19 protein-coding genes are annotated in these 24,651 nt (G+C 48.4%); 9 read left to right on the top strand and 10 right to left on the bottom strand.

Annotation, left to right across the window (positions count from 1 at the left end):
* Positions 1–2: 2 nt before the first annotated feature.
* Genes GK108_RS08080 through GK108_RS08090 form a run of 3 tightly spaced genes read right to left on the bottom strand, consistent with a single transcriptional unit; the run spans position 3 to position 5,673 of the window.
* Positions 3–2,687, bottom strand: coding sequence for a permease prefix domain 2-containing transporter (locus tag GK108_RS08080; protein WP_246224751.1), 2,685 nt, complete (start codon positions 2,685–2,687; stop codon positions 3–5).
* Positions 2,684–5,338, bottom strand: coding sequence for an ABC transporter permease (locus tag GK108_RS08085; RefSeq protein ID WP_163945599.1), 2,655 nt, complete (start codon positions 5,336–5,338; stop codon positions 2,684–2,686). The genes GK108_RS08080 and GK108_RS08085 overlap by 4 nt, the downstream gene beginning before the upstream one ends.
* Complete coding sequence (locus GK108_RS08090; protein ID WP_163945601.1) at positions 5,335–5,673, bottom strand: PadR family transcriptional regulator; 339 nt, start codon at positions 5,671–5,673, stop codon at positions 5,335–5,337. Before GK108_RS08090 ends, GK108_RS08085 begins: the two co-directional genes overlap by 4 nt.
* 254 nt (positions 5,674–5,927) lie before the next feature.
* Between GK108_RS08090 and GK108_RS08095 the strand changes: the two genes are divergently transcribed.
* Positions 5,928–6,701, top strand: coding sequence for an SDR family oxidoreductase (locus GK108_RS08095; protein WP_163945604.1), 774 nt, complete (start codon positions 5,928–5,930; stop codon positions 6,699–6,701).
* Between the two features lie 10 nt (positions 6,702–6,711).
* Here GK108_RS08095 and GK108_RS08100 read toward each other — a convergent pair whose 3' ends face one another.
* Complete coding sequence (locus GK108_RS08100; protein WP_246224752.1) at positions 6,712–7,350, bottom strand: DUF1684 domain-containing protein; 639 nt, start codon at positions 7,348–7,350, stop codon at positions 6,712–6,714.
* A 72-nt stretch (positions 7,351–7,422) separates the two neighbouring features.
* On the opposite strand from GK108_RS08100, the gene trxA reads away from it, so the two are divergent.
* Complete coding sequence (trxA, locus tag GK108_RS08105) at positions 7,423–7,734, top strand: thioredoxin (protein ID WP_163945607.1); 312 nt, start codon at positions 7,423–7,425, stop codon at positions 7,732–7,734.
* Between the two features lie 178 nt (positions 7,735–7,912).
* Positions 7,913–9,250 (top strand): D-arabinono-1,4-lactone oxidase, encoded by a 1,338-nt coding sequence (locus GK108_RS08110; protein WP_163945610.1) that lies wholly within the window; start codon positions 7,913–7,915, stop codon positions 9,248–9,250.
* Positions 9,251–9,319: 69 nt separating this feature from the next.
* Here GK108_RS08110 and GK108_RS08115 read toward each other — a convergent pair whose 3' ends face one another.
* Positions 9,320–10,891: a M20/M25/M40 family metallo-hydrolase gene (locus tag GK108_RS08115; RefSeq protein WP_163945612.1), complete on the bottom strand. Its 1,572-nt coding sequence runs from the start codon at positions 10,889–10,891 to the stop codon at positions 9,320–9,322.
* A 175-nt stretch (positions 10,892–11,066) separates the two neighbouring features.
* On the bottom strand, positions 11,067–12,509 hold the full coding sequence (locus GK108_RS08120; protein WP_163945615.1) for a vanadium-dependent haloperoxidase: 1,443 nt from the start codon (positions 12,507–12,509) through the stop codon (positions 11,067–11,069).
* 263 nt (positions 12,510–12,772) lie between these two features.
* Between GK108_RS08120 and GK108_RS08125 the strand changes: the two genes are divergently transcribed.
* Both GK108_RS08125 and GK108_RS08130 read left to right on the top strand, forming a co-directional pair.
* The gene (locus tag GK108_RS08125; protein ID WP_163945619.1) at positions 12,773–13,750 is read left to right on the top strand and encodes a GlxA family transcriptional regulator; all 978 of its coding nucleotides are present in this window, start codon (positions 12,773–12,775) and stop codon (positions 13,748–13,750) included.
* Entirely contained in the window at positions 13,747–14,613 is an 867-nt protein-coding gene (locus GK108_RS08130; protein WP_246224753.1) for a DJ-1/PfpI family protein, read from the top strand. Before GK108_RS08125 ends, GK108_RS08130 begins: the two co-directional genes overlap by 4 nt.
* A 175-nt stretch (positions 14,614–14,788) precedes the next feature.
* On the opposite strand, the gene GK108_RS08135 is transcribed toward GK108_RS08130, so the two are convergent.
* From GK108_RS08135 to GK108_RS08150, 4 genes are all read right to left on the bottom strand, one after another.
* Positions 14,789–16,012, bottom strand: coding sequence for a PQQ-dependent sugar dehydrogenase (locus tag GK108_RS08135; RefSeq protein ID WP_163945622.1), 1,224 nt, complete (start codon positions 16,010–16,012; stop codon positions 14,789–14,791).
* A 915-nt stretch (positions 16,013–16,927) separates the two neighbouring features.
* Positions 16,928–18,124: a PQQ-dependent sugar dehydrogenase gene (locus tag GK108_RS08140; RefSeq protein WP_163945625.1), complete on the bottom strand. Its 1,197-nt coding sequence runs from the start codon at positions 18,122–18,124 to the stop codon at positions 16,928–16,930.
* Between the two features lie 89 nt (positions 18,125–18,213).
* Positions 18,214–18,927, bottom strand: coding sequence for a LytR/AlgR family response regulator transcription factor (locus tag GK108_RS08145; protein ID WP_163945627.1), 714 nt, complete (start codon positions 18,925–18,927; stop codon positions 18,214–18,216).
* Complete coding sequence (locus GK108_RS08150; RefSeq protein WP_163945630.1) at positions 18,927–19,973, bottom strand: sensor histidine kinase; 1,047 nt, start codon at positions 19,971–19,973, stop codon at positions 18,927–18,929. Before GK108_RS08150 ends, GK108_RS08145 begins: the two co-directional genes overlap by 1 nt.
* Positions 19,974–20,251: 278 nt before the next feature.
* On the opposite strand from GK108_RS08150, the gene GK108_RS08155 reads away from it, so the two are divergent.
* From GK108_RS08155 to GK108_RS08170, 4 genes are all read left to right on the top strand, one after another.
* Positions 20,252–21,082 (top strand): hypothetical protein, encoded by an 831-nt coding sequence (locus tag GK108_RS08155; RefSeq protein ID WP_163945632.1) that lies wholly within the window; start codon positions 20,252–20,254, stop codon positions 21,080–21,082.
* A 227-nt stretch (positions 21,083–21,309) separates the two neighbouring features.
* The gene (locus GK108_RS08160) at positions 21,310–21,789 is read left to right on the top strand and encodes a (2Fe-2S)-binding protein (protein WP_163945634.1); all 480 of its coding nucleotides are present in this window, start codon (positions 21,310–21,312) and stop codon (positions 21,787–21,789) included.
* Positions 21,790–21,816: 27 nt separating this feature from the next.
* Complete coding sequence (locus GK108_RS08165; protein WP_163945637.1) at positions 21,817–22,443, top strand: hypothetical protein; 627 nt, start codon at positions 21,817–21,819, stop codon at positions 22,441–22,443.
* Between the two features lie 33 nt (positions 22,444–22,476).
* A complete protein-coding gene (locus tag GK108_RS08170) occupies positions 22,477–24,624 on the top strand; it encodes a molybdopterin cofactor-binding domain-containing protein (protein ID WP_246224754.1) in 2,148 nt (715 codons plus the stop codon).
* The last annotated feature ends 27 nt before the right edge of the window (positions 24,625–24,651 follow it).

Genomic DNA, 24,651 nt, shown 5'->3' on the forward strand with positions numbered 1-24,651 from the left:
TTCTACTCCGCTCGTAAACTCTTGGTTGGGTTGGCCAACGCAGCCTTTACGCTTTGTGAACTGATCGTGATTAACGTAATGACAATAGTCAGCAGGCCAGCCAGCGCAAAGACCCACCACTCCAGATCAACCTTATAGGCAAAGCTTTTCAGCCATTCATTCATGGCCCACCAGGCAAGTGGAGACGCAATCAGTAAGGCAACGACAATCAGTTTCAAAAAGTCCGTTGATAACAGGCCAACAATACTGACAACACTGGCTCCCAATACCTTCCGAACACCAATCTCTTTGGTTCGCTGCTCGGCGGTGAACGTAGCCAGACCGAATAATCCCATACAGGAAATCAGAATGGCGATGGCCGTGGCCAGGTTAACCAGCTGGGCCGTTTTTTGCTCCTTTTCATAGAGTTTGGCAATAGCATCATCGAGGAAGGTGTAGTCGAACTTATTATCGGGATACACTTCCTCCCAAGCTTTTTCAATGTTGGTTAGCGTTGCTTTTAGGTCGTCCGCCTGCTTGCCTTTCGTTGCCAGTTTGACACCAATTTGTTTTTCTCGGTCGGGCATATTGGCAATGAAGACGGAACTGATTTTTTCGTGGAACGACTGTTCGTGAAAATCGGCTACCACACCGACGATCGGGAGCTTTTTGTCGCCAAATTCGATAAATTGATTCAGAGCGTCAGCTGGTTTTTTGAACCCTAACACTTTGGCATACGTAGCATTGATGACAAATTCACGTAGTGAATCGCTGGGTAAGTAGTTGCGTCCAGCCAGTAAGCGAAGTTTATAGAGAGGAATATAATTTGCGTCGCCAATTTTGGCCGATACGTCCGTTTCGATCGTCTTCTTGCCGCGATACGTTAGCTTGGTTACCATGTGGCTGCTGCCCATCGGTGGAAACCACTGCATCGTAACCTGATCTACTCCAGACAGTTGTTTGATCTTTTGGGCCAATACCTGCCCCTTATCTCCCCAGGGAGCGTGAACGTCGATAATGGCATCTGTTGAAAAACCAAGATCTTTATTTCGCATGAAACTAAGCTGCCGACCAACCATCAACGTACCAATAATGAAAGCCAGGGAGACCGTAAATTGAAAGACAATCAGACCTTTACGCAGATAACCTTTTTGGCTGATCTTCAGGCTATTTTGACCTTTTAACGTGAGGGCTGGTAAATAGGAAGATAAAAGCCAGGATGGATACAGACCGGCTAATAAGGAGGTGAGGACGATTAGGCTTACCAGGAAAAGAAGGTTTTGCGGGCTGAACAGGTTGTAGGTTAACCCATTGGGAGTCAGCGATTGCATGGCTGCAAGGATTGGACTCGTAATCAGTAAACCAATCAGTATGGCCAGAAAAGTCAATAGTGCGGTTTCGCTAAGAAATTGCAGAACCAGACTTTTTCGACTGCTCCCCATAACCTTCCGAATACCAATCTCTTTCGCGCGTTGCATCGACTGAGCCGTTGAGAGATTGATAAAATTGATGGCGGCAATGATCAGAATGAAAGCCGCTACGCCCATCAGGCCATATAACGTTGGTAAGTGCGCTTTTCGAGAGTAATTGTCCCGATAGTCAGCGTTGAAATGGAGGTCGGATAGGGGTTGTAAAGCGGGCCAGAATTTCATCTCTTTCGGGTAATGCCGTTGAGCAAATTGCTGAAGCATAGGTGCTACTTTCGCTGGTGTTGTGCCAGCGGGAAGTTTTACGTAAGCCTGGGAGGCCGACCAGTTATCGTTCCAGCTGTCGAGATTGATTTCTTTCTTTAAATGGCTGGCCCGAACGGTGGCCATCGAGATGAAATCGGTAAACGTGAAATCGGTTGGCTGCGTCCAGTCTTTTACAATGCCCGATACGCTGGCCCGTACTGAGTCCTGATAAATGACTTCCCTGCCCAGTATCTCTGAGAGTGGCAGGTTACCAAAATACTTACGGGCCTTATTCTCGGATAAGACTACGTTAAATGGTTTGTTCAGCGCCGTTTTGGGGTTACCTGCCAGCCACTGATACGTAAAAATGTCGAAGTATTGCGGATCGGCAACGATAATGTCGGCGTTTCCTCCCGTTCGTCGGCGGCTTTCAAACCGGGTTGGCTTTTCCTCGCCATTCGGAATTAAAACATCGGTCTCGAGATTGTGAAAAGCGGCCACCGTTTCTAGTCCGGCGATTTCTTTCCGCATGCCTGCCGGAACCGCGTTTGGGATGAAGCCAACCGAATGCCGCTCGGACGTAGCGTCATACTTAATGTCGCCAACGAGCCGATAGATGCGTTCTCCGTTGGGGTGGAACGTATCGTAACTCAGTTCATAATTAGTGATTAGGTAAATGACCAGGCAGGCTGTTACACCGAGCGTCAGACCCAATAAGTTGATCAACGTACTGACTTTGTGCTTCGTCAGATGGCGAAAGGCGATTTTAAAAAAGTTGCGTAGCATATCAGGACTGGCGAAAAAAGGTGGTGAATAAGCATTGGGTTGACGCTTAATGGCAAATGGGCGTAAGAAGCTGAGTACTTCCCGTGCATACTGACGTCGGGCTTTGGGCTCACCAAACTGTCGAGCATTACGTTCAAATCGTTCATGTAAATCGCCCTGCACTTCTTCCAGCAAGTGAGGTGCACAAAACCACTCGAGGAGCCACTCGGCCCAGCGAGGAGGGTTGGTTCGTTGCGTTGGAGGTTTCATTCCGATTTCAGGCTCTTGACCGGATTGGCTAAAGCGGCTCGGATCGATTGAAAACTGACGGTGAAAAACGCAATCAGAATGGCCAGGATGGCGGTCCCGACAAACATCCATACGCTGACATCGATCCGGTAGGCATACCCCTGGAGCCACTGGTCGGTGGCGTAGTAGGCTGCCGGGAAGGCAAACAAAAAGGATACGCCAACCAGTTTAAGAAAATCGGAGGAAAGTAACTGAACAATGCTCGATACGGAAGCGCCCAGCACTTTGCGAATGCCGATCTCTTTGTTACGTCGTTCGGCCGAGAGCGTAGCCAGCCCAAACAGGCCAATGCAGGAGATAAAAATGGTTAGAATAGCGCCGAAGAGCATAATCTGTTTCCACTTTGCTTCCGATTCGTATTTTTTTAGATTGTCCTGATCCAGAAAACTATAGGCGTACGGGCTGATTGGGAATAACCGTTTGAAGGTTTTCTCGATATACTGTAAACTCTCCGTTTCGGTATTGGGCTTGATTTTGACAAAGAATCGGCCGTAGTCGTTTTTCGGCTTCATCGTAAACAATTGCGATTTGATAGCCTGATTTAAAGGTGCGAAATGATAGTCTTTTACAACGCCGATTACGGTATATTTTTCAGGTGCATCGTAGGAAAAGTCCACGATCTGCCCAATCGGGTTTTTCCAGCCCGCATCTTTCACAAAGCTTTCGTTGACCAATACTGAGTTTGTGGAGTCGCTGGGGAAACTCGCTGAGAAATTACGCCCTTTCAGAATCGGGATTTTAAACAGCGGCAGATAGGTTTCGTCGACGGTTTCGTAGGCAAAATTCAGCTGTTTTTCGCCGTTGTTGACTTTGGCGATGGTCGCCCAGAAACCCCCGTTCTTGGGCGATACGTCGGCAATAGACGGGGATTTCATCAGTTCGTCTTTCAGGTGCCGGAAATCGCTCCGTTTCATCGGCGATTTGTTAATCATAACCAGGTTTTTATCGTCATAACCCAGGCTTTTGGTGGTCAGGTAATTGAACTGAGAATAGATGGTTAACGTAATAACGATCAGGAAAGAAGCCAGCGAAAACTGCAGGACGACCAGGCTTTTCTGTAGGTAGTTTTTACTCGAAAGGTTGAATCGACTATACAAGGTTTGAACCGGATTATAGCCCGACAGAACCATGGCTGGATAAAAACCGGCCAGCAGCCCTGTCACCACAAACAGAATCAGGTAGCCGATTACCAGCTGGGCGTCAAACAAATAGGAAAGGGCCAGGGATTTGTTCGACAACTGATTGAACGTCGGGAGCACCACATAAACGATCAGGATAGCCGCTATGAACGCGATAAAACACAGGATAAACGATTCGCCGAGAAACTGAATCGTCAGCTGAGATCGGCCCCCGCCCACCACTTTCCGGACGCCTATCTCTTTGGCTCGCTTCAGTGAACGTGCTACGGTCAGATTTACGAAATTGATGCAGGCAATCACCAGAATAAACAGCGCAATTCCAGTCAGAATGTACGAAAACATAGGGTTGCTCTCATCGACTAGCCCGTTGCTGGCTGGAAAGTCTTTGCTGAGGTGCATGTCCGTGAAAGGCTGGAGCGAATAGTCTGTTCTGTTTTTGAACCCGTATTTATCCGCCATTTCTTTCATGCCTTCCTTGGCATCGGCCTGATAAATCCGATTCATTTTTGCTTCCACCGAGCGTACGTTAGCCTGAGGAGTAAGCAGCACGAATGTATTCTGGAAAAAGCTGAACCAGTTGCTATTATTGGCCAGCTCTTCTTTCGGAATGATCAATGGCAGCAATACGTCGAATTTGATGGATGAATTCTGGGGTGATTTGTGGGCCACACCAGTTACGGTATACGGTTCGAACTGCCCTTTTTCTTTCAGGAAAATAACCTTGCCAAGCGCGTTGGTTGTGCCAAACTGTTTTTCGGCTGTTTCTTCGGAAATAACGACTGATTTTGGCTCGCGTAGGGCTGTTTTGGGGTTGCCATTGAGTAGCGGCAGTGAGAAAATCTGGAAGAAATCAGGGTCGGTAAAAAACACCTCCTGACTCTGAATGTCGGTGCCCTGCTTCATATCGACTCTATTCGCCTGATACCGGACAAAGCGCTGAATTTCTGGAATACCAGCACTAAATTTCGGACCCTGAAAATGGCCGGTATAGGGGTTTTTTCCTTCCAGTGATCCGCCAGTCCCGTATTCTTTGCTTACGATGCGGTAGATGTTGGGGTTGTTGGTATGAAAACGATCATAACTAACCTCATCCTTGGTGTACAGCATAATCAGCATGGCAGCCGCCAACCCAATGCTAAGACCAATAATGTTGATGCCCGAATAAGCTTTATTACGGCTCAGGTTTCGAAAGGCAATTTTAAAATAGTTTTCCAGCATGGCAGGTCTGAATAAAGGAGTTGATGGGTATTGACTCGGTTTCCGTTTGATGGCAAATGGCCGTAAGAAGCTAATAACTTCCCGGACGTATTGACGCCTGGCCTGTCGTTGTCCAGCTTGGCGGGTATTACGTTCGAAGCGTTCGTGCAAATCGCCCTGGACTTCTTCCAGCAGGTGAGGAGCGCAGAACCATTCGAGCAGTCGATTGGCCCAACGGGGAGGTTCGGCGGGTCGGTTGGGTTGAATGGGTTTCATAGGCTGATGGCTGGGAGTGAATTAGGCGCAATGGAATGCCACAACTGGTCGCGCATGGAGCGGATGTCGTGTAGTGTACGGCTTCCCAGGGCAGTAACCGTGAATAATCGTTTCCGACGGCCTCCCCGCTCGGCTGTGGACTCGCCCATGCGGGAGGATAACATACCCTTTTCTTCCAGTCGATGGAGGGCCGCGTGAACGGCGCTGATGCTGACCGATCGTCCCGTCTGCCGGTCCAGTTCATCAGTGATAGCAACACCATAAGCCCCTTCGCCCAGTACGGCTACTGTCAATAAAACCAACTCCTCGAATTCGCCCAAATACGATCTTCTCATCAGCAATCAGATATAATTAAGTTTTGTAGAACAAATGCTTTGCCAAAATCAAAAAAGGGGATTTTCGCTGCGTATAGCGCTTTATACTACGTAATGCTGTACGATTTCGGACACTGCTGTTGTCCGAAGCCGAACAGGTTAGTACCGACGAGTGCCGTATTAGAAATCTGCAGGAACACTTTGTTCTGCTCGGGCTGGCGTTTAGTTTCGCACTTCTCAGCAAGAGATAGTACCAACAGTAGTCTATATAAGTTATGAACCTACCTCTCTGGTCGCTCAGTGGCCAACGCGCGCTTATAACGGGTGGCACTAAAGGAATCGGTGAAGCCATTGTTCGCCAGTTTCTGGACCTGGGCGCATCCGTATTTATTATTGCCCGCGACAATGACCTCCTTCAAAAGCAATTACTGGCTTACCGAACCCAGGGACACGTAGTGGAAGGTCTGGCAACCGATGTAAGTCAGCCCGGCATATCAGCGCATATTATTGATAATATAAAATCGAAATGGGGCGGATTGGATATTCTGGTCAACAATGCAGGAACGAACATTCGGAAACCGACCGTGGACTATAACCCGGTTGAGTTCGATCATATTCTGAATACCAATTTGCGGTCGGCTTATGAATTGAGTCAGGCGGCTTATCCATTATTGAAAGGTTCTGAAACGGGCGGGAAGATCGTGTTTGTCTCATCGGTGTCGGGCATGACCCACACGAGTAGCGGTTCGCTGTATGGTATGACTAAAGCGGCTCTGCACCAGCTAACACGTAACCTGGCGGTTGAGTGGGCACCTGATTCGATTCGGGTTAATGCCGTAGCGCCCTGGTACATCAAAACGCCCCTGGCTTCGCCGGTACTGACTAATCCAGAAAAATTAGCCGCCATCTTAAAACGGACGCCCATGAACCGAGTTGGTGAGCCGCAGGAAGTAGCGTCGGTGGTATCGTTTCTGAGTATGCCTGCTTCGGGATACGTAACAGGGCAGATTATTGCGGCTGATGGCGGTTTGCTGGCCTGGGGGTATTAAGACCGCCATGTTAATGCGCTTTCCCGTACGTTTTCTCTCCGGCTTCTATAGCTACGTTCAGAGTGTTTTTTCTGGGTGGGATAGGGCAGGGGTAACCCTCGTGGTAAGCGCAGTAGGGATTATAGGCTTTATTGAAATCGAGCGTGATACGTCCGTTTTTGATGTCGCTCAGTCGCAGGTCCATGTAGCGGCCACCGCCATAGGTGGCAAAGCTGGACGTAGCGTCTTTGAACGGAAGAAATAAATAATCGCGATACTGCGGTAAACGAATCAGGTTCAGGTTCCGGTAGATGGTGAGTTGTTGTGGCTTCCCATGCAGTGTAAACGACAGAACCGCATAGTCGACATGGGGACGCGTCTGGCCGTTATAGGTTGGCATCTCGAACGGTTCTGATTTGGGCGTTAACTGAACCGTAGCCTCAACCCGATACGTTGAATCTGGTTCATAGAACCGCAGATAAGACAGGTCTTCTTTCGACTTCAGCGGGCTATTGGAAGAGGCCAGGAAATCAGCCCGGTACGCATCCCGATGCTTATTGATCGAATCCGTAAAAGCGGTTTGCGCGATGGCATTTGTTGCCAGAAAAATGGCCAGGATAAGTAGTCGAATACGCATAACTTTTTCAACGATAACCGGTTGTATATTCATGAACTGGCAGCGTGCGGACGGTGTTATAATCATGCGAAAGAACCACATCAGGTCAATAAACGCAACAAGACAATGAGTCAGGCTAAAGAATCTTTCAACGATATAATTAAGGGCGACAAGCCGGTACTTGTCGATTTTTACGCAGACTGGTGCGGTCCCTGTAAACAGCAGGCTCCCATTCTGAAACAACTGACCGACCGGTCGGGTGATAAAGTTCGGGTTATTAAAATCAATGTCGATCAGGCGCAGGCGGCTGCCAACCAGTATCAGATCAGAAGTATTCCGACCATGATTATGTTCAAGGACGGTAAGATCGTTTGGCGGCAGTCGGGTGTTCAGTCGTTGCATACGCTGGAGGGGCTGGTTAAGCAGTTTGGATCGTAAAATAAGTCATGTATAGTTTGTGATAAAGCTCGGTTACTACGTAGCAACCGGGCTTTCGTTTTGGGGTTGTTAGTAGTTATAGGCGTTTACTGCTTTCTTGTTACGTAATCCATTGATTTGAGTTCGTATGTAGTGTAGAATCAATGCGTTCGATTCGTTTAGCGGAAACCCTGTAACCATGAAAAAAAGAACTTTTTTAAAGCTATCTTCCGTATTAATGAGCGCTCCCGTATTAGCACCACTGACTGGTTTGGCGGCCGATGAAAAATTAAAAAACTGGGCAGGCAATTACACGTATAGTACTGATCGTCTGTATCAGGCTAAGTCGCTGGGGCAGGTTCAGGAACTGGTGAAAAAATACAGCAAACTTAAAGTGCTTGGAACACGCCATTGTTTCAATGGCATTGCGGATAGCGTTAATAATCTGATCTCGCTACGTCAGATGGATCAGGTTATTGGATTGGATACCAAAGCGCGTACCGTGACTGTCGATGCGAACTTGAGCTATGGTCAGTTGAGCCCATACCTGGAAAGCAAGGGGTTTGCGTTGCATAATCTGGCTTCGTTGCCGCATATTTCAGTGGCGGGTGCCTGCGCTACCGCTACGCACGGATCTGGCGTTAAAAACGGTAACCTGTCCACAATTGTGTCTGGTATGGAGATCGTTACGGCGGCTGGTGAGGTGCGAACGCTGTCCCGTAAAAAGGATGGTGATACGTTCCGGGCGGCTGTTGTGCATCTGGGCGCATTGGGCGTCGTAACAAAAATTATGCTCGACATCGTACCGACGTATCAGGTTCGGCAATACGTCTATGAAAATTTACCGCTGGCGCAGTTGAAAGAGCACTTTGAGGCTATCGTGTCGAGTGGGTATAGCGTTAGTCTGTTTACCGATTGGCAGAAGAAACGTATCAATGAAGTCTGGATAAAAAGCCGTGTTTCGGAGGGAGCGAAAGCAGTTCCTGAGTTTTTCGGGGCTAAGCTGGCAACGAAGAATCTGCATCCAATTGCGGAGCTGTCGGCAGAGAATTGTACGGAGCAGATGGGCAAGCCAGGGCCCTGGTATGACCGACTGCCGCATTTTAAAATGGGCTTCACACCCAGTAGTGGCAAGGAATTACAGTCGGAGTATTTTGTGCCCCGCAAGAACGCCGTTGAGGCCATTCTGGCGATAGAGAAGCTACGTGATCATATCAGTCCGCATCTGTTTATTTCGGAACTTCGTACGATCGATGCCGATACGTTATGGATGAGCCCTTGTTATAAACAGCCAAGTCTGGCTATTCACTTTACCTGGAAACAGGATTGGGCATCGGTCAAAAAAGTATTGCCGATGATTGAAAAAGAACTGGCTCCGTTTGCGGCCCGGCCACACTGGGGTAAACTATTTACACTTTCGGCAAAGACACTTCAATCGCGCTACGAAAAGCTGGACGACTTTAAGAAACTCGTAAAGGAGTATGATCCGAATGGTAAATTCCGAAACGCCTTTCTGGATTCAACGATTTACGGATAAATCAGTCCAAATTGAGATGCCATGTCTTGTAGACATGGCATCTCAATTTGGACTATTACCTCTAAAAACTTACTGAGCTTTCTGAATCGGAGACGTTAAAATGGCCAGACACATTTTAAGGCCGGTTCGTAGATTGCCCAGGCGCAGGTTTTCATTGGGGCTGTGCTGGTTGTTATCCATGTTGACCAACGGCACGATGACTGCCGGAATATTTAATTCCTGAATGAAGGGAACAACAGGCACCGTTCCGCCCATAATCCGGACCACAACCGGGTCTTTCCCAAAACTATCCGTAACGGTTTTTCGAAGCCAGACACCCATTGGATCATTGATGTTGGTACGGAAGGCAGGCGTTCCGGCATTTCCCTGGAAATAAGCGATCTGCGGATATTTTAGTCGCTCGTCAGGGGTGGGTTCGTGATCCAGTACGGTAAAACCCTGTTTTTCGATATGTTGCCGGACAAGGTCGACCATGCGTTTGCCGTCGGTTTCGGGAACCAGTCGAATATCGACCATAGCGACGGCTTCGGCCGGTACAATGGTTCCGGCTCCTTTGCCAACCTCAGCCGATTTCATACCACGGACATTGAGCGATGGATATTGGAGTGATTCCTGGTAGTTGGTGCCGACTTTTTCTTCATCAACAATCAGCAATCCTTTGTTGATAGCGGACTTATTATCTGGAACGGCAGCCATGATCTTCTGGGTTTCCGGGTCGAACGTAATGCCATCGTAGAAGCCAGGAATCAATACGCGTCCCTGCTCGTCTTTCATGGATGTAAGAAGTCGGGCAAGGCGGAAAGCCGGATTGGGCGCATAATTGCCAAAGTGACCGCTATGCTGCGGAGTAACAGGGCCATACGTAGTGATCGTGAAGCCAGCATTGCCCCGACAGCCGAATGTCAGTGTTGGTAGATTGGACGAGTGCATAGGCCCATCCATCACAATCATGTAATCGGCTTTAAGCTTGTCTTTGTGAGACGCCAACGCACTTTTTAAGCCCGGAGAACCTTTTTCTTCCTCCGTGTCGATGATGATCTTGACGTTGAAAGGCGGGGTTTGCTTCTCAGCCTGAACAATGTCCAGCGCATTGAGCATCATAATAATAGGACCCTTATCGTCTGAGGTTGAACGACCAAATAACCGCCACTCGTCGTTAACCGCTGCTTTGGCTACGTTAGCAAACTCTTTGTAGTCGCCATTCGCTGTTTTTTCTTTTAAGACCGTAACGAACGGATCTTTCTGTTGCCATTCATTGGCTCGTACGGGCTGACCATCCAGGTGAAAGTAAAACAGAACGGTTTTGGTGGCCTTCGGAACGGTTTTCTCCGCTAATACCAGCGGCAATTGATTCGTTTTTAACACGCTGGTCTGAAACCCTCGTTTTGCTAACGCCTTTTCTGTCCAGGCAATATTTTTAGCGATGTCATCCGGATTGACGGCATCATTGGGTAGCGCTACGTAAGCGCTAAGCTCATCGATCGTGGACCATAGTTGCTTTTCGACCAACGCGTCTAGCTTTTGGGGTGTCATTTTCTGCGCCGACGTACGTAGCGCAAGGGCAAGAATAAGGATTGTACAGCCTATAGCTGACAGGAATACACGCGTTTTGGAGGATGAAGAGGTTGATTGGTCAGGCATATTTAGCTTATTGTCTCGTTCACTAAATAAGACAAGTTGTTTTAAAATGCCAACGAACCTACTGAAGCTGTAAGATTTATGAATATAAAAACTGTATTAATGCAATAAAGATGAAATTTTAGTTGCTCCTTACTAATTAAGTTAAACCAGCCAAAACAACATTGAGTTACGTGAACTAGTGCAAGGCTACGATTCGACTCGTTCTTTTGTAGGTTCTGGAAGAAGCCTGTTTACGCGAATGGTTAGGCTGATTAGTCCACTGTATCGCGTTTACGTTACGTCCGATTTTTGTGCCTTCTGCTAACCCCGTATCGTTATCGTGGCGTGTGTGAATACCTCCCAGCAGTCTGGATTCGGCGCATTCTTTGGCTGATTCCCAAAACGATGCGAATTGGCGGGGTTTAAATTTTAGATAGTAATAGTAATTTTTATACGCATAACCGCCTTTCCGATTAATGTGGGTGTCATCGACAAACGAAAAGTTATCTCCATAAATATCCGTTAAAACAGTGGCAGTTGCTGCTGACTGAGTAGCGTGGCCCGAATAAAAAGCGGAGAATGGCGGTTCTGGGAAAGCAGAACGCCACCCTCCATCAATATAGTTTTGTATGGTGTCCAGATGCTTTCGAATAAAGGTAGACGGGCGTTCAACGTTATAAGCATATTTAGTTCTCCAGCACATGATAAAGGCATCGGCCACTGCCATGCCTACCCGGCAATAGGTTTGTGCGGCCAATGGGAGACTGGCATTGCTCTTCTTGATGGCAATAGTTGCCAAATTATACGAATGACCCGGAGGTGAGCAGGTTTCCGAAGGATCATCGCCCCACCAATAAATAATTTCATGGTCGGCTGCGGTCAATGTTTTTTTACGGTCATATACCTCCTTGTATCCTTTGTAATAGCGACTGGTAGAGTCTACTGAATACTGCATAGGCTCAGGATTGGGTAAAAGGCCGTTTTGCCGGATAAACGTTCTGTTCTTGCCCCAGGCTGGATGGAGCGGAATTTCGCTTCTCGACTGTCCTGCAATAGGCGGTACCCACAGGCCCGTTCCTGCTAGGTTTACGAAATCGGGCGGGAAATTACGCGTATACCCTTCGTATCCACCATCGCTTTTCGACCAGTTATAAATGGTTTCAGCGATGGCTTTACCAAACTCCTCTGATCGTTGTACGACGCTCTTTGATTTTTTAGCTGCGTACTGAGTATGGATTACGTTCGCTAATGAATCAACCGGATTCATTTTGTTGGTATAGCCGTAGAGCTGTTTTAGTAGGTAGGCTTGCCCCGCATTAAGCGCTAATTCCCAACAATATGCTTTTTGGGCAATGGGTTTAGGCATAGACAAGGTATCGCATAGGCTAGTTGCGATTGATCGATAGCTGGGATTTGACCAAACCACGGTTTCATACATAGTTAGTCCTAAATAACCCAGTGCTCTTGACCCATAGGTAGGCGAATTTTTAGGTGCAGCGGTCATTACCTGAGTGGTCATAGTTGCCCATTGCGTTGCTACGTCCGCTGGTGAGGTTTTCTTTTTCTGAGAATAGCTGAGATGGCTTGTAAACAGATAGAAGCACAGCAATACGTATGTAATCTTTCCTACGGGTCTCATATAATCAGTGCGTTACCTTGAGATAATAACTGTCTAGCAAATTGTTTGCCATTTGCTTTCCTACTGGTAAAAATTGGCTGTAAAAGAGCTGCTCGTTGAATAATGGGGTAGCAGGACAATCACGCCGAGTAGTTATTTGTTGTTTCTCAATGGGCGCGTAACAGTAGTAGATGAGCTACTTCGTTTTTGGCCCAAAATGTCCGATGTTTGGCTCGTGTAAGCGCTACGTATCGCCTACTTTTACTGCCTGAATCAGCTTGGTCATGCCGCCCATTCAACAAGTCGTTTTTGTTGTACCACCGTATGTACACGTTTTGGATCTGACAGGACCGATTCAGGTTTTTTACGAAGCGGTTGAGTATGGTGCTTCGTATCAATTACGGTACTGCTCGTTCCAAAACCAGGTTGTCAGCTCTGCTGGCCTGGCTATTGGGCCTGTGCAGCCCTTTACGGAGATGACGCTTCAAGCCGGTGACCTGATCTTTATACCGGGTATAGATATGGCCTATATCCGGTCGGCTGAATTCAGGGCGGAGCACGATTTCCTGGCCTGGCTCCGGGAGCAGTATCGTCAGGGCGTCAGCATATGCTCTGTTTGTACGGGCGCATTTGTAGTAGCTCAGGCAGGTCTGTTGGATGGCCGAAAATGTACGACCCACTGGAAACGCGTTGAGGAGTTGCAAACAACCTATCCACGGATCAATACTCAGCAAGATCGATTATTCGTGCAGGATGGGAGTATTTATACCAGTGCGGGTATAACAGCTGGTATTGATCTGGCGCTAGCGATTCTGGAAGAGCAACAAGGACCTCTGTTTGCCTCCAAGATAGCCCGTGAACTAGTCGTCTATGTACGTCGCGGTCCACAGCATTCGCAAAAAAGTATTTATCTCGATTACCGCAATCACATGAACGTGGCTGTTCACCAATTGCAGGATTGGCTGATTGCTAATCTGAAAACGAGGGCTACGCTGGAGACACTGGCCGAGGTGGCTGGCATGAGCACCCGTAACCTAACCCGGATGTTTCGGAAAGAGACGGGGATTTCCATTCACGACTATACTACGTTACTGCGCTTGGAACTGGCCCATACGCTGCGACATAATCCTGGGATGACCATGGAGGCTATTGCCGAACAGTGTGGTTTTCAGAATGCCCGCCAGCTACGCCGAATTTGGCAGAAAGTTGAATCTAAAAACAGTACCAGGTCATTTCACTCAACTCAATTCATAAACGTATGAACGTCATACTTCCTTGCCGTTTTTACCTGTTTCTTGCCGGTTGGCTCTTTTTAGCAGGTACTCCTCTTTTGGCGCAAAAAGTGATTCCGAAAGAAGCGCTGATGGCCTACTATTGCGAACCCTGTGGCAGTGCTTGTGATTTAGAACGACACGAAAAGCCCGGCCGTTGTCAGCATTGTGGTATGCCCCTCATCCAACGTAGCGTTGCCCTGATGGACTCCCTGACACAAAACCAGAAGCAAGCTAAAAAGCGGAATGTGGCTATTTTTATTCACAATGGCGTTGAAATTCTGGATTTCGCTGGTCCTAGTGAGGTCTTTGCTTCTACAGAGGGATTTAATGTCTATACAGTATCGCTCACCAAAGAACCGATCATTAGTCAGGGATTTATTAAAATAACCCCGACCTATAGCCTGGCCGATTGCCCGAAGCCTGATATTCTGGTCTTGCCTGGTGGCCAGACCGGACCATTCATCGAGAATAAGCCACTGATTGAGTGGATAAAAAATACGGCAGCTCAGGCAGAGGTCATGCTATCGGTTTGTACCGGTGCCGGGCTGTTGGCAAAAGCGGGACTGCTGGATGGGAAACAGGCAACTACCTTTCATTCCTACATTGAACCCCTCCAGCGAGCAACGCCCAAAGCCGAGATCTTGGCCAATACTCGTTTTGTCGACAACGGACAAGTTATCACCACGGCGGGCGTTTCGGCGGGTATTGATGGGGCACTGCACGTAGTAGCGAAATTAAAAGGACAGGCTGTAGCTACCCAAACCGCTCGCTATATGGAGTACGATAAGTGGAAACCCGAAGAAGGCTTAATCGTGAAGCCATCAGGTAAAGTTGCGGCAGAGAATAAATAGACAGGACTAAGGCGTTGGTATTTTTGTATCGTTAGGAATACCAACGTCTTAGCCATCGCTTTAAGCAAACTGAACGTGAGTCACACTAGACGGGCAATTATTAAACGCTTGCAAAATGCTGTTTGATAATTCGTCTACACACGAGAAATACGCATATATAATGCGAGCAACGCGATTACTTTTTAAACAACCGATACAATCGCCCCTGATCTGTAACCGCATACAAAGCACCATCTTTACCCTGCGTAATATCGCGGAAACGCTGTCCTTCGCCCGATAATAATCGTTCTTCGCCGACTACTTTGTTGTTCTCAATTACTAGCCGGGCGATGTGCATACCACTCAAAGCCCCGATAAACAGATTATTCTTCCATTCGGGAATGCTATCGTTGCTGTAGAACGTCATGCCGCTGGGCGATACGACAGGGTCCCAGTAATAAACGGGTTGTTCGAGGCCTTCCTGCTGCTGGATGCCATCGCCAATTTTTTCACCGCTGTATTCCAGGCCATACGTAATGGTTGGCCAGCCATAATTCTTGCCAGCTTCAATACGGTTCAACTCATCACCTCCTCGTGGGCCGAACTCATTCTCCCACAGATCGCCCGTAACGGGATGGAACGCCAGACCCTGTACGTTCCGGTGTCCGTACGAGTATAACTCAGGGCGGGCGTTAGCCTGACCCGCAAACGGGTTTCCGGTAACGGGTTGGCCATCTTTGGTAATATGAATCACTTTCCCTAAACCCGAATTAAGGGATTGAGCCTGCGGACGCGTGACTCTATCGGACCGCTCGCCCGTACTGACAAATAAATTGCCTTGTGGATCAAACAGTATCCGGCCGCCGTAGTGCAACGTACCATTATAAGCCGGAGTAGCCCGGTAAATGACCGTAGCGCCTTCAATTTTGCTCTCATCCGTTGACAGTTTGCCTTTCGCTACGGAGGTCAGATTGCCCCCGGTAACTTGTTCGGAGAATACCCAATAAATAAGCCGGTTCTGGTCAAAGGCCGGATCGACCCGAACACCCAGCAAACCACCCTGCCCCGCCGAGTTTACCTGCGGGATGCCAGTAATTGGATTGCTGATTTGACCGTCGGCGGTAGCAATTCGCATGGTACCGGCTTTTTCCGTAATCAGCAGCCGACCGTCGGGCAGACTGGTGATTCCCCAGGGACTTTTGAGGGCATCGGTCAGTACCTTGCCTTCATAGCTGGTGGATGATTTTACACTGCCTATTCTGGTTTGCCCGGCAAAAGCGGGTTTGTAGGCCGTATTCGGATCATTCGTTTCTACCGGCGCTCCCGTGTCGATAGCCGACGCTTCTTCTGAAGGATTCTGGGTGCAGGAGGTTAGTGCTAGCGTTGCACCTGTCAGGAGTGTCAGGATGTTCTTGATCATGGCAAGTGTTCGTTTATATACAGATTCCTGTTGGCAGAGTAGCCTTAAAATTGACGGGTCTGCCAGTTATACAACGGCCTGTTTCTGATTTTTGATTTACAAAAAGATTGACAGGGACGAAACGGCAGAATAATGACCAGGTAAAAGAGCGCGTTCTCTTGGCATAAAAACGCTCAGTAAATCCGATAGGAGACTGATTTGATACGTATCAAAAAAGCAGATACTAAATCCTGTATCTGCTTTCCAAACTACTTATTCTTGGTTTCTTTGGGGACGATGAACGTCTTGATGGACCGTTTGGCCAATTAGTTGCCCCGACGCTTCATAATGAGCCCGGTAATACGTCTTTTTTGACTGGAATAAATCGCCTTCAATCAATCTGACCTGAATAGGCGTACCGTTTATATACAGTCTCAGCGGATATTTTCTGCGGTTTGGCATAGCTACGTAGGTAGTTGAGTACTGAAATCAATGAGGGCTTCCATTACGTATGTGAAAGTTCTGTCAACTGCCCAGCAGCATAACGATAAGGGTCAGCAGGCAGATGAACACGATAAACCAAATGCTTCTGTCTACACGGACTTTACAAGTTGTGAGGTATTTTGTCGTATTCCCCATGAGTCAATTCCAGGTATTGATTAACAAATCAACGCATCGTATCGCTACGGATTCTGCTTTTTAGCCTAACGACTAAACCAGTCGTTCATACAACTGTACTGGCTTTCTTAGTGCTGTTTGTCGAGAAAATCGGTCGTTTGTCGAGATCGGAAGCAAACGATATCATATCCCCCCTGACCGTAGTGTTACGTTGATTCTGTCAGGAAGCCGTTCTAAATGCAAAATTGGCTACCAGGCTTGCGTTCATCAGGTCAGGTAGCCAATTTTATATGCTGTCAGACGACAGACGGAAAGCTATTATTTCTTGTCGATCCGGTAGAGTCTGCCCTGATCTGTAACGGCATACAAAGCGCCATCTTTGCCTTGGGTAATATCGCGGAAGCGCTGATATTGGTCGCTTAGTAGCCGTTCTTCGCCGACTACTTTGTTGTTTTCAATCACGAGCCGGATGATGTGCATGCCGCTCAACGTACCAATAAACAGGTTGTTTTTCCACTCCGGAATCCGGTCGCCACTATAAAACGTCATGCCGCTGGGCGATACCGACGGGTCCCAGTAGTAAACAGGTTGCTCGAGACCATCTTTCTGCTGGATGCCTTCCCCCACTTTTTCGCCACTGTATTCAATACCATACGTAATGGTTGGCCAGCCATAGTTTTTACCCGCTTCAACCCGGTTCAGCTCATCACCACCACGTGGGCCAAACTCTGTTTCCCACAGATCGCCCGTGGCAGGATCGAAAGCCAGACCCTGCACGTTCCGGTGCCCATACGAATACAACTCAGGCCGCGCATCGGCTTTGCCTGCAAATGGATTTCCGGCAACCGGTTTGCCTTCTTTCGTGATATGAATCACTTTCCCCAGACCCGAGTTGATCGATTGAGCCTGTGGGCGTGTTACTTTGTCGGACCGTTCGCCCGTACTGATAAGTAGGTTTCCTTGCTTATCGAACAGAATGCGCCCGCCATAGTGCAGATTGCCTTTGTAAGCCGGAGTAGCCCGGTAAATGACCGTAGCACCTTCAATTTTTTTCTCGTCGGCGGAGAGTTTGCCCTTAGCTACAGCCGTTAAATTCCCGTCGGCGAGTGGTTCTGAGAACACCCAGAAGATCATCCGGTTCTGGGCGAAAGCCGGATCGACCCGAACGCCCAGCAAACCACCCTGTCCTGATGGATTTACTTTGGGAATTCCTGTGATGGGGGCACTGAGTTTTCCGTCAGCCGTAGCGATCCGCATCGTTCCTTCTTTTTCGGTGATGAGGAGCCGCCCATCGGGCATGCTGGTGATACCCCAGGGGCTTTTAAGGGCTTCAGATAAGACCTTGCCTTCGTAGTTTGTTGTTGATTTGATAGCACCAATTCGGGTTTGTCCTGTATAGGCCGATTTGTAGGCCGAATTAGGCTCTTTCGTTTCTACCGAGGCCGATGTCGATTGGCTAAATGATGGGAGTGCCAGCGAAAGGCCAGCTAAACCTAGTAAGGTTCTGATACTCATTTTTTAATCCTGATATAGATTGTGTAAGGTACTCATACTTATAAATACAAAGTAAACCTGTCCGGCTTTATTTATAAAACCTGTCTGGCTTAATCACGTTGAAGTATTTCGTCCAGTTTGGCTTTATAAATACGACCAATCGGAATTTCGGTATTGTTGACCCGAATATACGTAGCGCTAACTGCCTGAATATGATCCAGTGATACGATAAATGATTTGTGAACCCGTACGAATTGGTTCGGTGGTAGCTTTTCTTCCATATAACTAATTCGTAAATAAGATACCAGCGGGCCCGAAACAGTATGGATTCGTACGTAATCCTTGATGCTCTCAATCCATACTATATCTTCCAGGTAGAGCTTAACCATCTCCTTGTTGACCTTGAAATACTGGTAGTCTTTACCCGCTTTTGGCGTTTCCGGTACGTCGGCCTGCGGGGGAGCGCTGGGCGAAAATCGATAAATTTTGCCCACTGATTGCAAAAATCGCTCGAACGAAATGGGTTTTACCAGAAAATCCAGTACGTCAAATTCGTAGCTATCCAGCGCATACTCGCGGAAGGCGGTTGTGAAAATTACTTTAGGCCGGTAGCCTAGTGGACGTAGCAAATCAAAACCAGTCAGACGAGGCATCTGAATATCGAGAAACAGAACATCGACTGGCGTTTGCTGTAGGAAACGTAGCGCCTGCGTAGGGCTATTCGTTACGCCCGCCAGTTCCAGATCGGGTAAGCGGCCTATGTAATCTTGAAGGAGATCGGTTGCCAGGGGTTCATCGTCCAGCACAAAACAGCGGATAGCCATTAGTTTACATTAAATTTTAAGACCGCCAGAAACTGCCCATCTTCCTGCAAGGTAACCAGCTCGTGGTTGTCGGGGAATAGAATTTCCAGTCGCTTCTTTAAGTTGGCTAACCCTAAACCCGTTGTGGACGAATTAGTTGAGCAGTCCGGGACAGAATTTTCGGCCGAGAAAACCAGCCGATCGCCGTTGCGCGACAGGTGTAGTTGAATCCAGCAACTGGTTTCCGTTTGAGCAGCTCCGTGCTTAAACGCGTTCTCCACAAAGGGTAATAGTAGCATCGGCGGAATCATTACGTTCGACAAACTCATGAGATCCGTAAAGTTCGTCTGTACGTCGAGCCGATCGCCGTACCGAATTTGCTCCAGCGAAATATAGTCCGACAGATAATCCATTTCTTTCGTAATGGATACTTCGGGACGGTGGCTTTCGTGTAGCTGATAGCTAAGCAAACCGGCCAGTCGCTGGAGTAAATGAGGCATCTGAGCCGGTTGATGGATCGACACCGAAATCAGGTTATTCAGCGTATTGAATAAGAAATGGGGCTGAACCTGCGATTGAAGCAGACGATATTCGGCCGAGAGCTTTTCCCGGCGATACGTATCACTTAATCGCTGTTGGTTAAGCGCATGGCGAACCAGATCCGACGCCACGAACAGCGCGATGACTAAATGCAACTGCATCGATTCGGCCAGAATCTTGGGCCAGTAAAGGTATGGTTTATGGAGAGCCTCCGGATAATAACCCGGATAATACCAGTTGTAGTTAATGCCCCGGCGGAGTAGACCAAATACCAGAATTCCTGCCAATAAGCTCAGCCAGAATTCGGTTAGGCGACCTTTTAGCAGAAAACGACGTACCGTAACCAGCAAATGCCAGTAACCCGCTATAACTAACAAAGGTAGATTGAGCGTAATGAAACAAAGACTTTGCTGGAAATTATCCATGTAAGCCCCCGTATTAAGCCATTCGAATAAAAAATAGCCTAGCCAGAATAAGCCCTGAGCCCAGACTTCCCGGTAGGCATTGGGAAAACGATAACGAGCCATTGGCAGCGAAGAATCGGACAATGTACTAGTAAAATTACAGCTTCTTTCCGGATAAAAACGTACCTGCTTGACTAACTACTGTTCCGGACACCTCAACGAGCATCGTTCTCGACAAACAACCGATTTTCTCGTCCAACACCACTGGCAAAGCCAATACGGTTGTATGAATGAACAAGACCGTTGTTAGGCTAAAATCTATAGTTTGTATTGAGTCAATCCGTTGATTTGCTGACTAGTAACGTAATCCGGTCTCAACTAATACAACCCACTCTTTGACTATGCAATTCATTAAAACGATCGCTGCTATTGGCTGTTTATTAGCTACGGATGTCTGGTTTTCGCTAAAGCCTACAAAGTCTTGTCGGATGCTTGCCTGGCTGGTTCTGCTCCTGCTGCAGGCGTATCCGGGGCTGTCGCAGTTTCAGGAAAGAACGGTGGTAGAAAATGGTAAAGTTGCCGACATAAACCGGGGCTATTGGCAGCTTAAAACGCAGGCCACGACACGTAGTACGGTGGTTCAGTTCTTTGGACCCAGCAGCAAACTCCTATACGAGGAGATCCTGCCGGAGAAATGGATTCGACTAACGCCGAAAAACGAGAAGCAGTTTGACCGTTTGTTGGAACAACTGCTGGCTAATCAGCTCCTGGGTTCCAGAATCACGATAGAAGATCTGCCACCAACCCCGACTCTAGTTAAAAATGCTCGAAAAGCGTCCTCAACAGTGCAATTGTCGGATTCTGCCGCCCAACCATATCTGGTTCATGCGTATGTTAATCCAACGGGTCGGCTATATCTGATCGTGGACAACCCCACCCGGTTACGTTATTCCATCAAAGTAATTGATCAGCGGGATAGGTCGTTGTTGTATGAGGAGTTTACCAACCATGATCAATATCGGCGGAAACTGGATTTGTCGGCGCTCCCGCATGATCTGTGTCGGGTTGTTGTAACGATCAGGAATAAGCCATTTGTCTATACGGTAAAACGGCAGGATAACCGTTTTGCTCTTGTTGTTCCTCCTGAAGTGATTGATAGTAAGAAGGTTAATGCGGAGTATTATAAAGAAGATAATAAAGTCTCACCGGCGCCGGTCTCTATTGAGTTGTGAGTTAATGAGAAGATGGTGCTCCGGTTTATAGGCTATCGAGTGTTTTCTCGCCTGGCAAATAGGGGCAAAGGCTGGTATGAACAACAAACGGCTGGAGACTTGGTTGTAATGAATGCTTTGCTGGTCAGAAACGAATAGGTTCTGGCCTAGTTGGTGGCCTTATCAAGAATAACTAAACAGGCTGAGTTAAAGCATAAAATGGGTTTTACTTTCTAACGATTATACGTATGGCCATTATCAAGTGTAACATCAACGGCAGGGAGCAATCGCTCGATGTCGATCCACAAATGCCACTACTCTGGGCAATCCGCGATGTGGTTGGTCTGAAGGGTACGAAGTATGGCTGCGGAGTAGCTCAGTGCGGAGCCTGTACCGTACACCTGAATGGCGAAGCGGTACGTTCCTGCGTTACCAAAGTGAGCCGGATTAGCGGGCAAAAGGTGGTGACGATTGAAGGGTTGTCGGCTAACAATGACCACCCTGTTCAGCGTGCGTGGCAGGAAATCGACGTACCGCAGTGCGGCTATTGTCATTCCGGCCAGATTATGTCGGCCGCCGTGCTGCTTCGTGAAAATCCAAACCCGACCGACGAGGATATTGACACGGCGATGGCGGGTAACATTTGCCGTTGTGGCACCTATCTGCGCATCCGAAAAGCCATTCATCTGGCCGCCGGAATGGACAGGAAAGTTGGCAGAAACGAGTAAGGGTTAGACAGAAAAAATGCATCAGTTATGCCTTTTAAAACAATTTATTTGCTGGCCATTCTGCTATCGGCGATGGGTATTCTGGCTACTACGTTTACCACAAATGCTACGCTACGTAGCACTACGTCTGCCGCAGAATCCGCTACGGATGCGCCCGTCAAAAAAGACAGTGCTACGTCGGTAAAAGCGTTTGCCAATGTGTATAAAGTACTGATGAGCCCACGTTGTATGAACTGCCACCCAGCGGGCGACGTACCGTTGCAGGGCGACGATAGTCACCTGCACACAATGGCTCCGCGACGAGGAACGGACGGCAAAGGTCTTTACGCGATGAAATGCTCGAACTGTCATCAGCCGACCAATACGCCGGGTTTACATACGCCACCGGGTAACCCGAACTGGCATCTGCCACCCGCAGCCATGAAAATGGTTTTTGAGGGACGGACTCCGCATCAGTTGGCCAAACAACTCGCTGACCCTAAACAGAACGGTGGCAAAAACATGGAGCAGTTATTGGAACATGCCAACGATGAGTTAGTGCTGGCTGGCTGGAATCCCGGCGAAGGTCGGACGTTGCCGCCGATGAGTCACGCCGAATTCGCGAAGGCCTGGACTACCTGGATTAAAGCCGGTGCTTATGCGCCGAAGCCATAAACTCTCCATTCATCATTATTAATTAACGAAACGATGACAGTTTCCAGAAGAAATTTTCTGAAAATATCGGGCATGGCCGGAGCGGTTTTCTCGCTGGGCTTTTACGTACCCAAACACGGTGAAGGCGCTAAAATAGTTAAGGCCGCTGAAGCGGAGAATTTTGGTGTCGAGATGAACGCCTGGATTCACATTGATACGTCGGGTAAGGTTACAATTTTCAGTCACCGCGCCGAAATGGGGCAGGGTGTTTATCAGGCCATCCCGCAAATGGTAGCCGAAGAGCTGGAGGTGAATCTGGATGAGGTGAATATCGTCTTTGCCAAAGGCGATCAGAAAAAATACGGTAATCAGATAACCGGCGGAAGCTCAACGGTACGTGGTTCGTATAAAAACCTGCTGAATCTGAGCGCCACCGCCCGCGAAATGCTTATTCAGGCAGCTGCGGCCAACTGGAACGTAGCAAAAGCAGACTGTTACGCCGAAGCCGGACACGTCATACACAAACCTTCTGGCAAGAAAGCCAATTATGGCGAACTGGTTGTCGATGCGTCTAAGCTGGAAACCCCGAAGAACGTAGTGCTGAAAAAGCGGTCGGAATATAAGCTCATCGGTAAGCCGATGCTACGTCAGGATACTAAGCTGAAAACCAATGGCACCGCTACGTTCGGACTGGATAAACAGATTCCTGGCATGCTGTACGCGGCTGTTGAACGAAATCCCCGGCTTCGCGGCAAAGTGAAAAGCTTCGACGATAGTGCCGCCCGTAAAATTCCCGGCGTGAAATACGTAGTAAAAACCCGAATGGGTGTTTTCAATACATATCGCGAAGGTGTCGCCGTGGTGGCCGATTCAACCTGGGCGGCTTTGCAGGGTAAAAAAGCGCTGAAAGTGGTTTGGGACGACAGCGGTTTCGAACACCTGAGCACCGACGAAATCTACAAACGCCAGCGCGAAGCCCTCCAGACGCAGGAAGGCTTATCGTTCAAGAAGCAGGGTGATCCGGCGGCTATTATTGCGCAGGCTCCGAAGAAACTCGACGTGATGTACGAAACGCCCTATCAGTACCATAGCTGCATGGAACCACTGAATTGTGTAGCTCATTATCAGCCGGATAAGCTCGAAATATGGGGCCCAATTCAGGCGCCGGATTGGGTGCAGGATTACATTAGTAAGGAGATGAATATTCCCCGCGAAAAAGTCATTGTGAATATGACCTTTCTGGGGGGCGGCTTCGGTCGAAAAGCGTTCATGGATTACCCGCACGAAGCGTCGGTGATTTCGAAAGAAGTGGGCGCGCCGATACAGGTAATCTGGACCCGCGAAGATGACGCAACGCAGGGACCGTATCGGCCCGGTATTACGTACCGATGCGAGGGCGTTGTGGATAATGGTGAAATCAGCGCTTTTAAGGTCAAGCTGGCTGGGCAAAATGTCAGCCATTGGCAGGGCGGTAAAAAAGATGCCCCCAATCGGAGTGCGTCTGAAGGTTTTCTTAAGCCGTATTTCGATACCATCAAAAACCTGAGTATTCAGGACGTACCGTTCGAAACGCCGATTCCAACCATGTGGTGGCGGTCGGTGTATGCGTCGACCAATGGTTTTGCCTACGAAAGTTTTCTGGATGAACTGGCCGTTGAAGCCGGTAAAGACCCGCTAACGTTTCGTCGCGAACATCTGAAAGAAGAGCGGCTAAACAAGCTCATCGACAAAATGGAAGACGTATCGGGCTGGAAAAATCGGAAGGCAAAAGAAGGCTACGGTACGGCTATTACGGAGTGTTTCGCCAGCACGGTTGGGCAGGTTGTGAAAGTGTCGCGTACTGCCGATGGTAAGCTGAAAATTGATCACGTCTGGGCGGTTATGGACTGCGGCTGGTACGTTAATCCCGACACCATTAAAGCCCAGATTGAAGGGTCGATTGTGATGGCGTTGGGAGCCGCTACGCATCATCAGGTAACATTCAAAGACGGTATTCCGGTCGACAAGAATTTCTATTCATATCAACTGCCACGTATCACCGACATTCCGCCCATCGATATCTACATCATGGAAAACGATGCCGATGCGGGTGGTGTTGGCGAACCCGGTCTGCCCGCTTTCGCTCCGGCATTGACCAACGCTATTTTTGATCTAACCGGCAAACGGATTCGCAAACTGCCGTTTGATATGGCCACGGTATAATTGACAAAAACGCAGGCCTATAACCTG

It is taken from the genome of Spirosoma terrae (assembly GCF_010435915.1).
Classification (GTDB): domain Bacteria; phylum Bacteroidota; class Bacteroidia; order Cytophagales; family Spirosomataceae; genus Spirosoma; species Spirosoma terrae.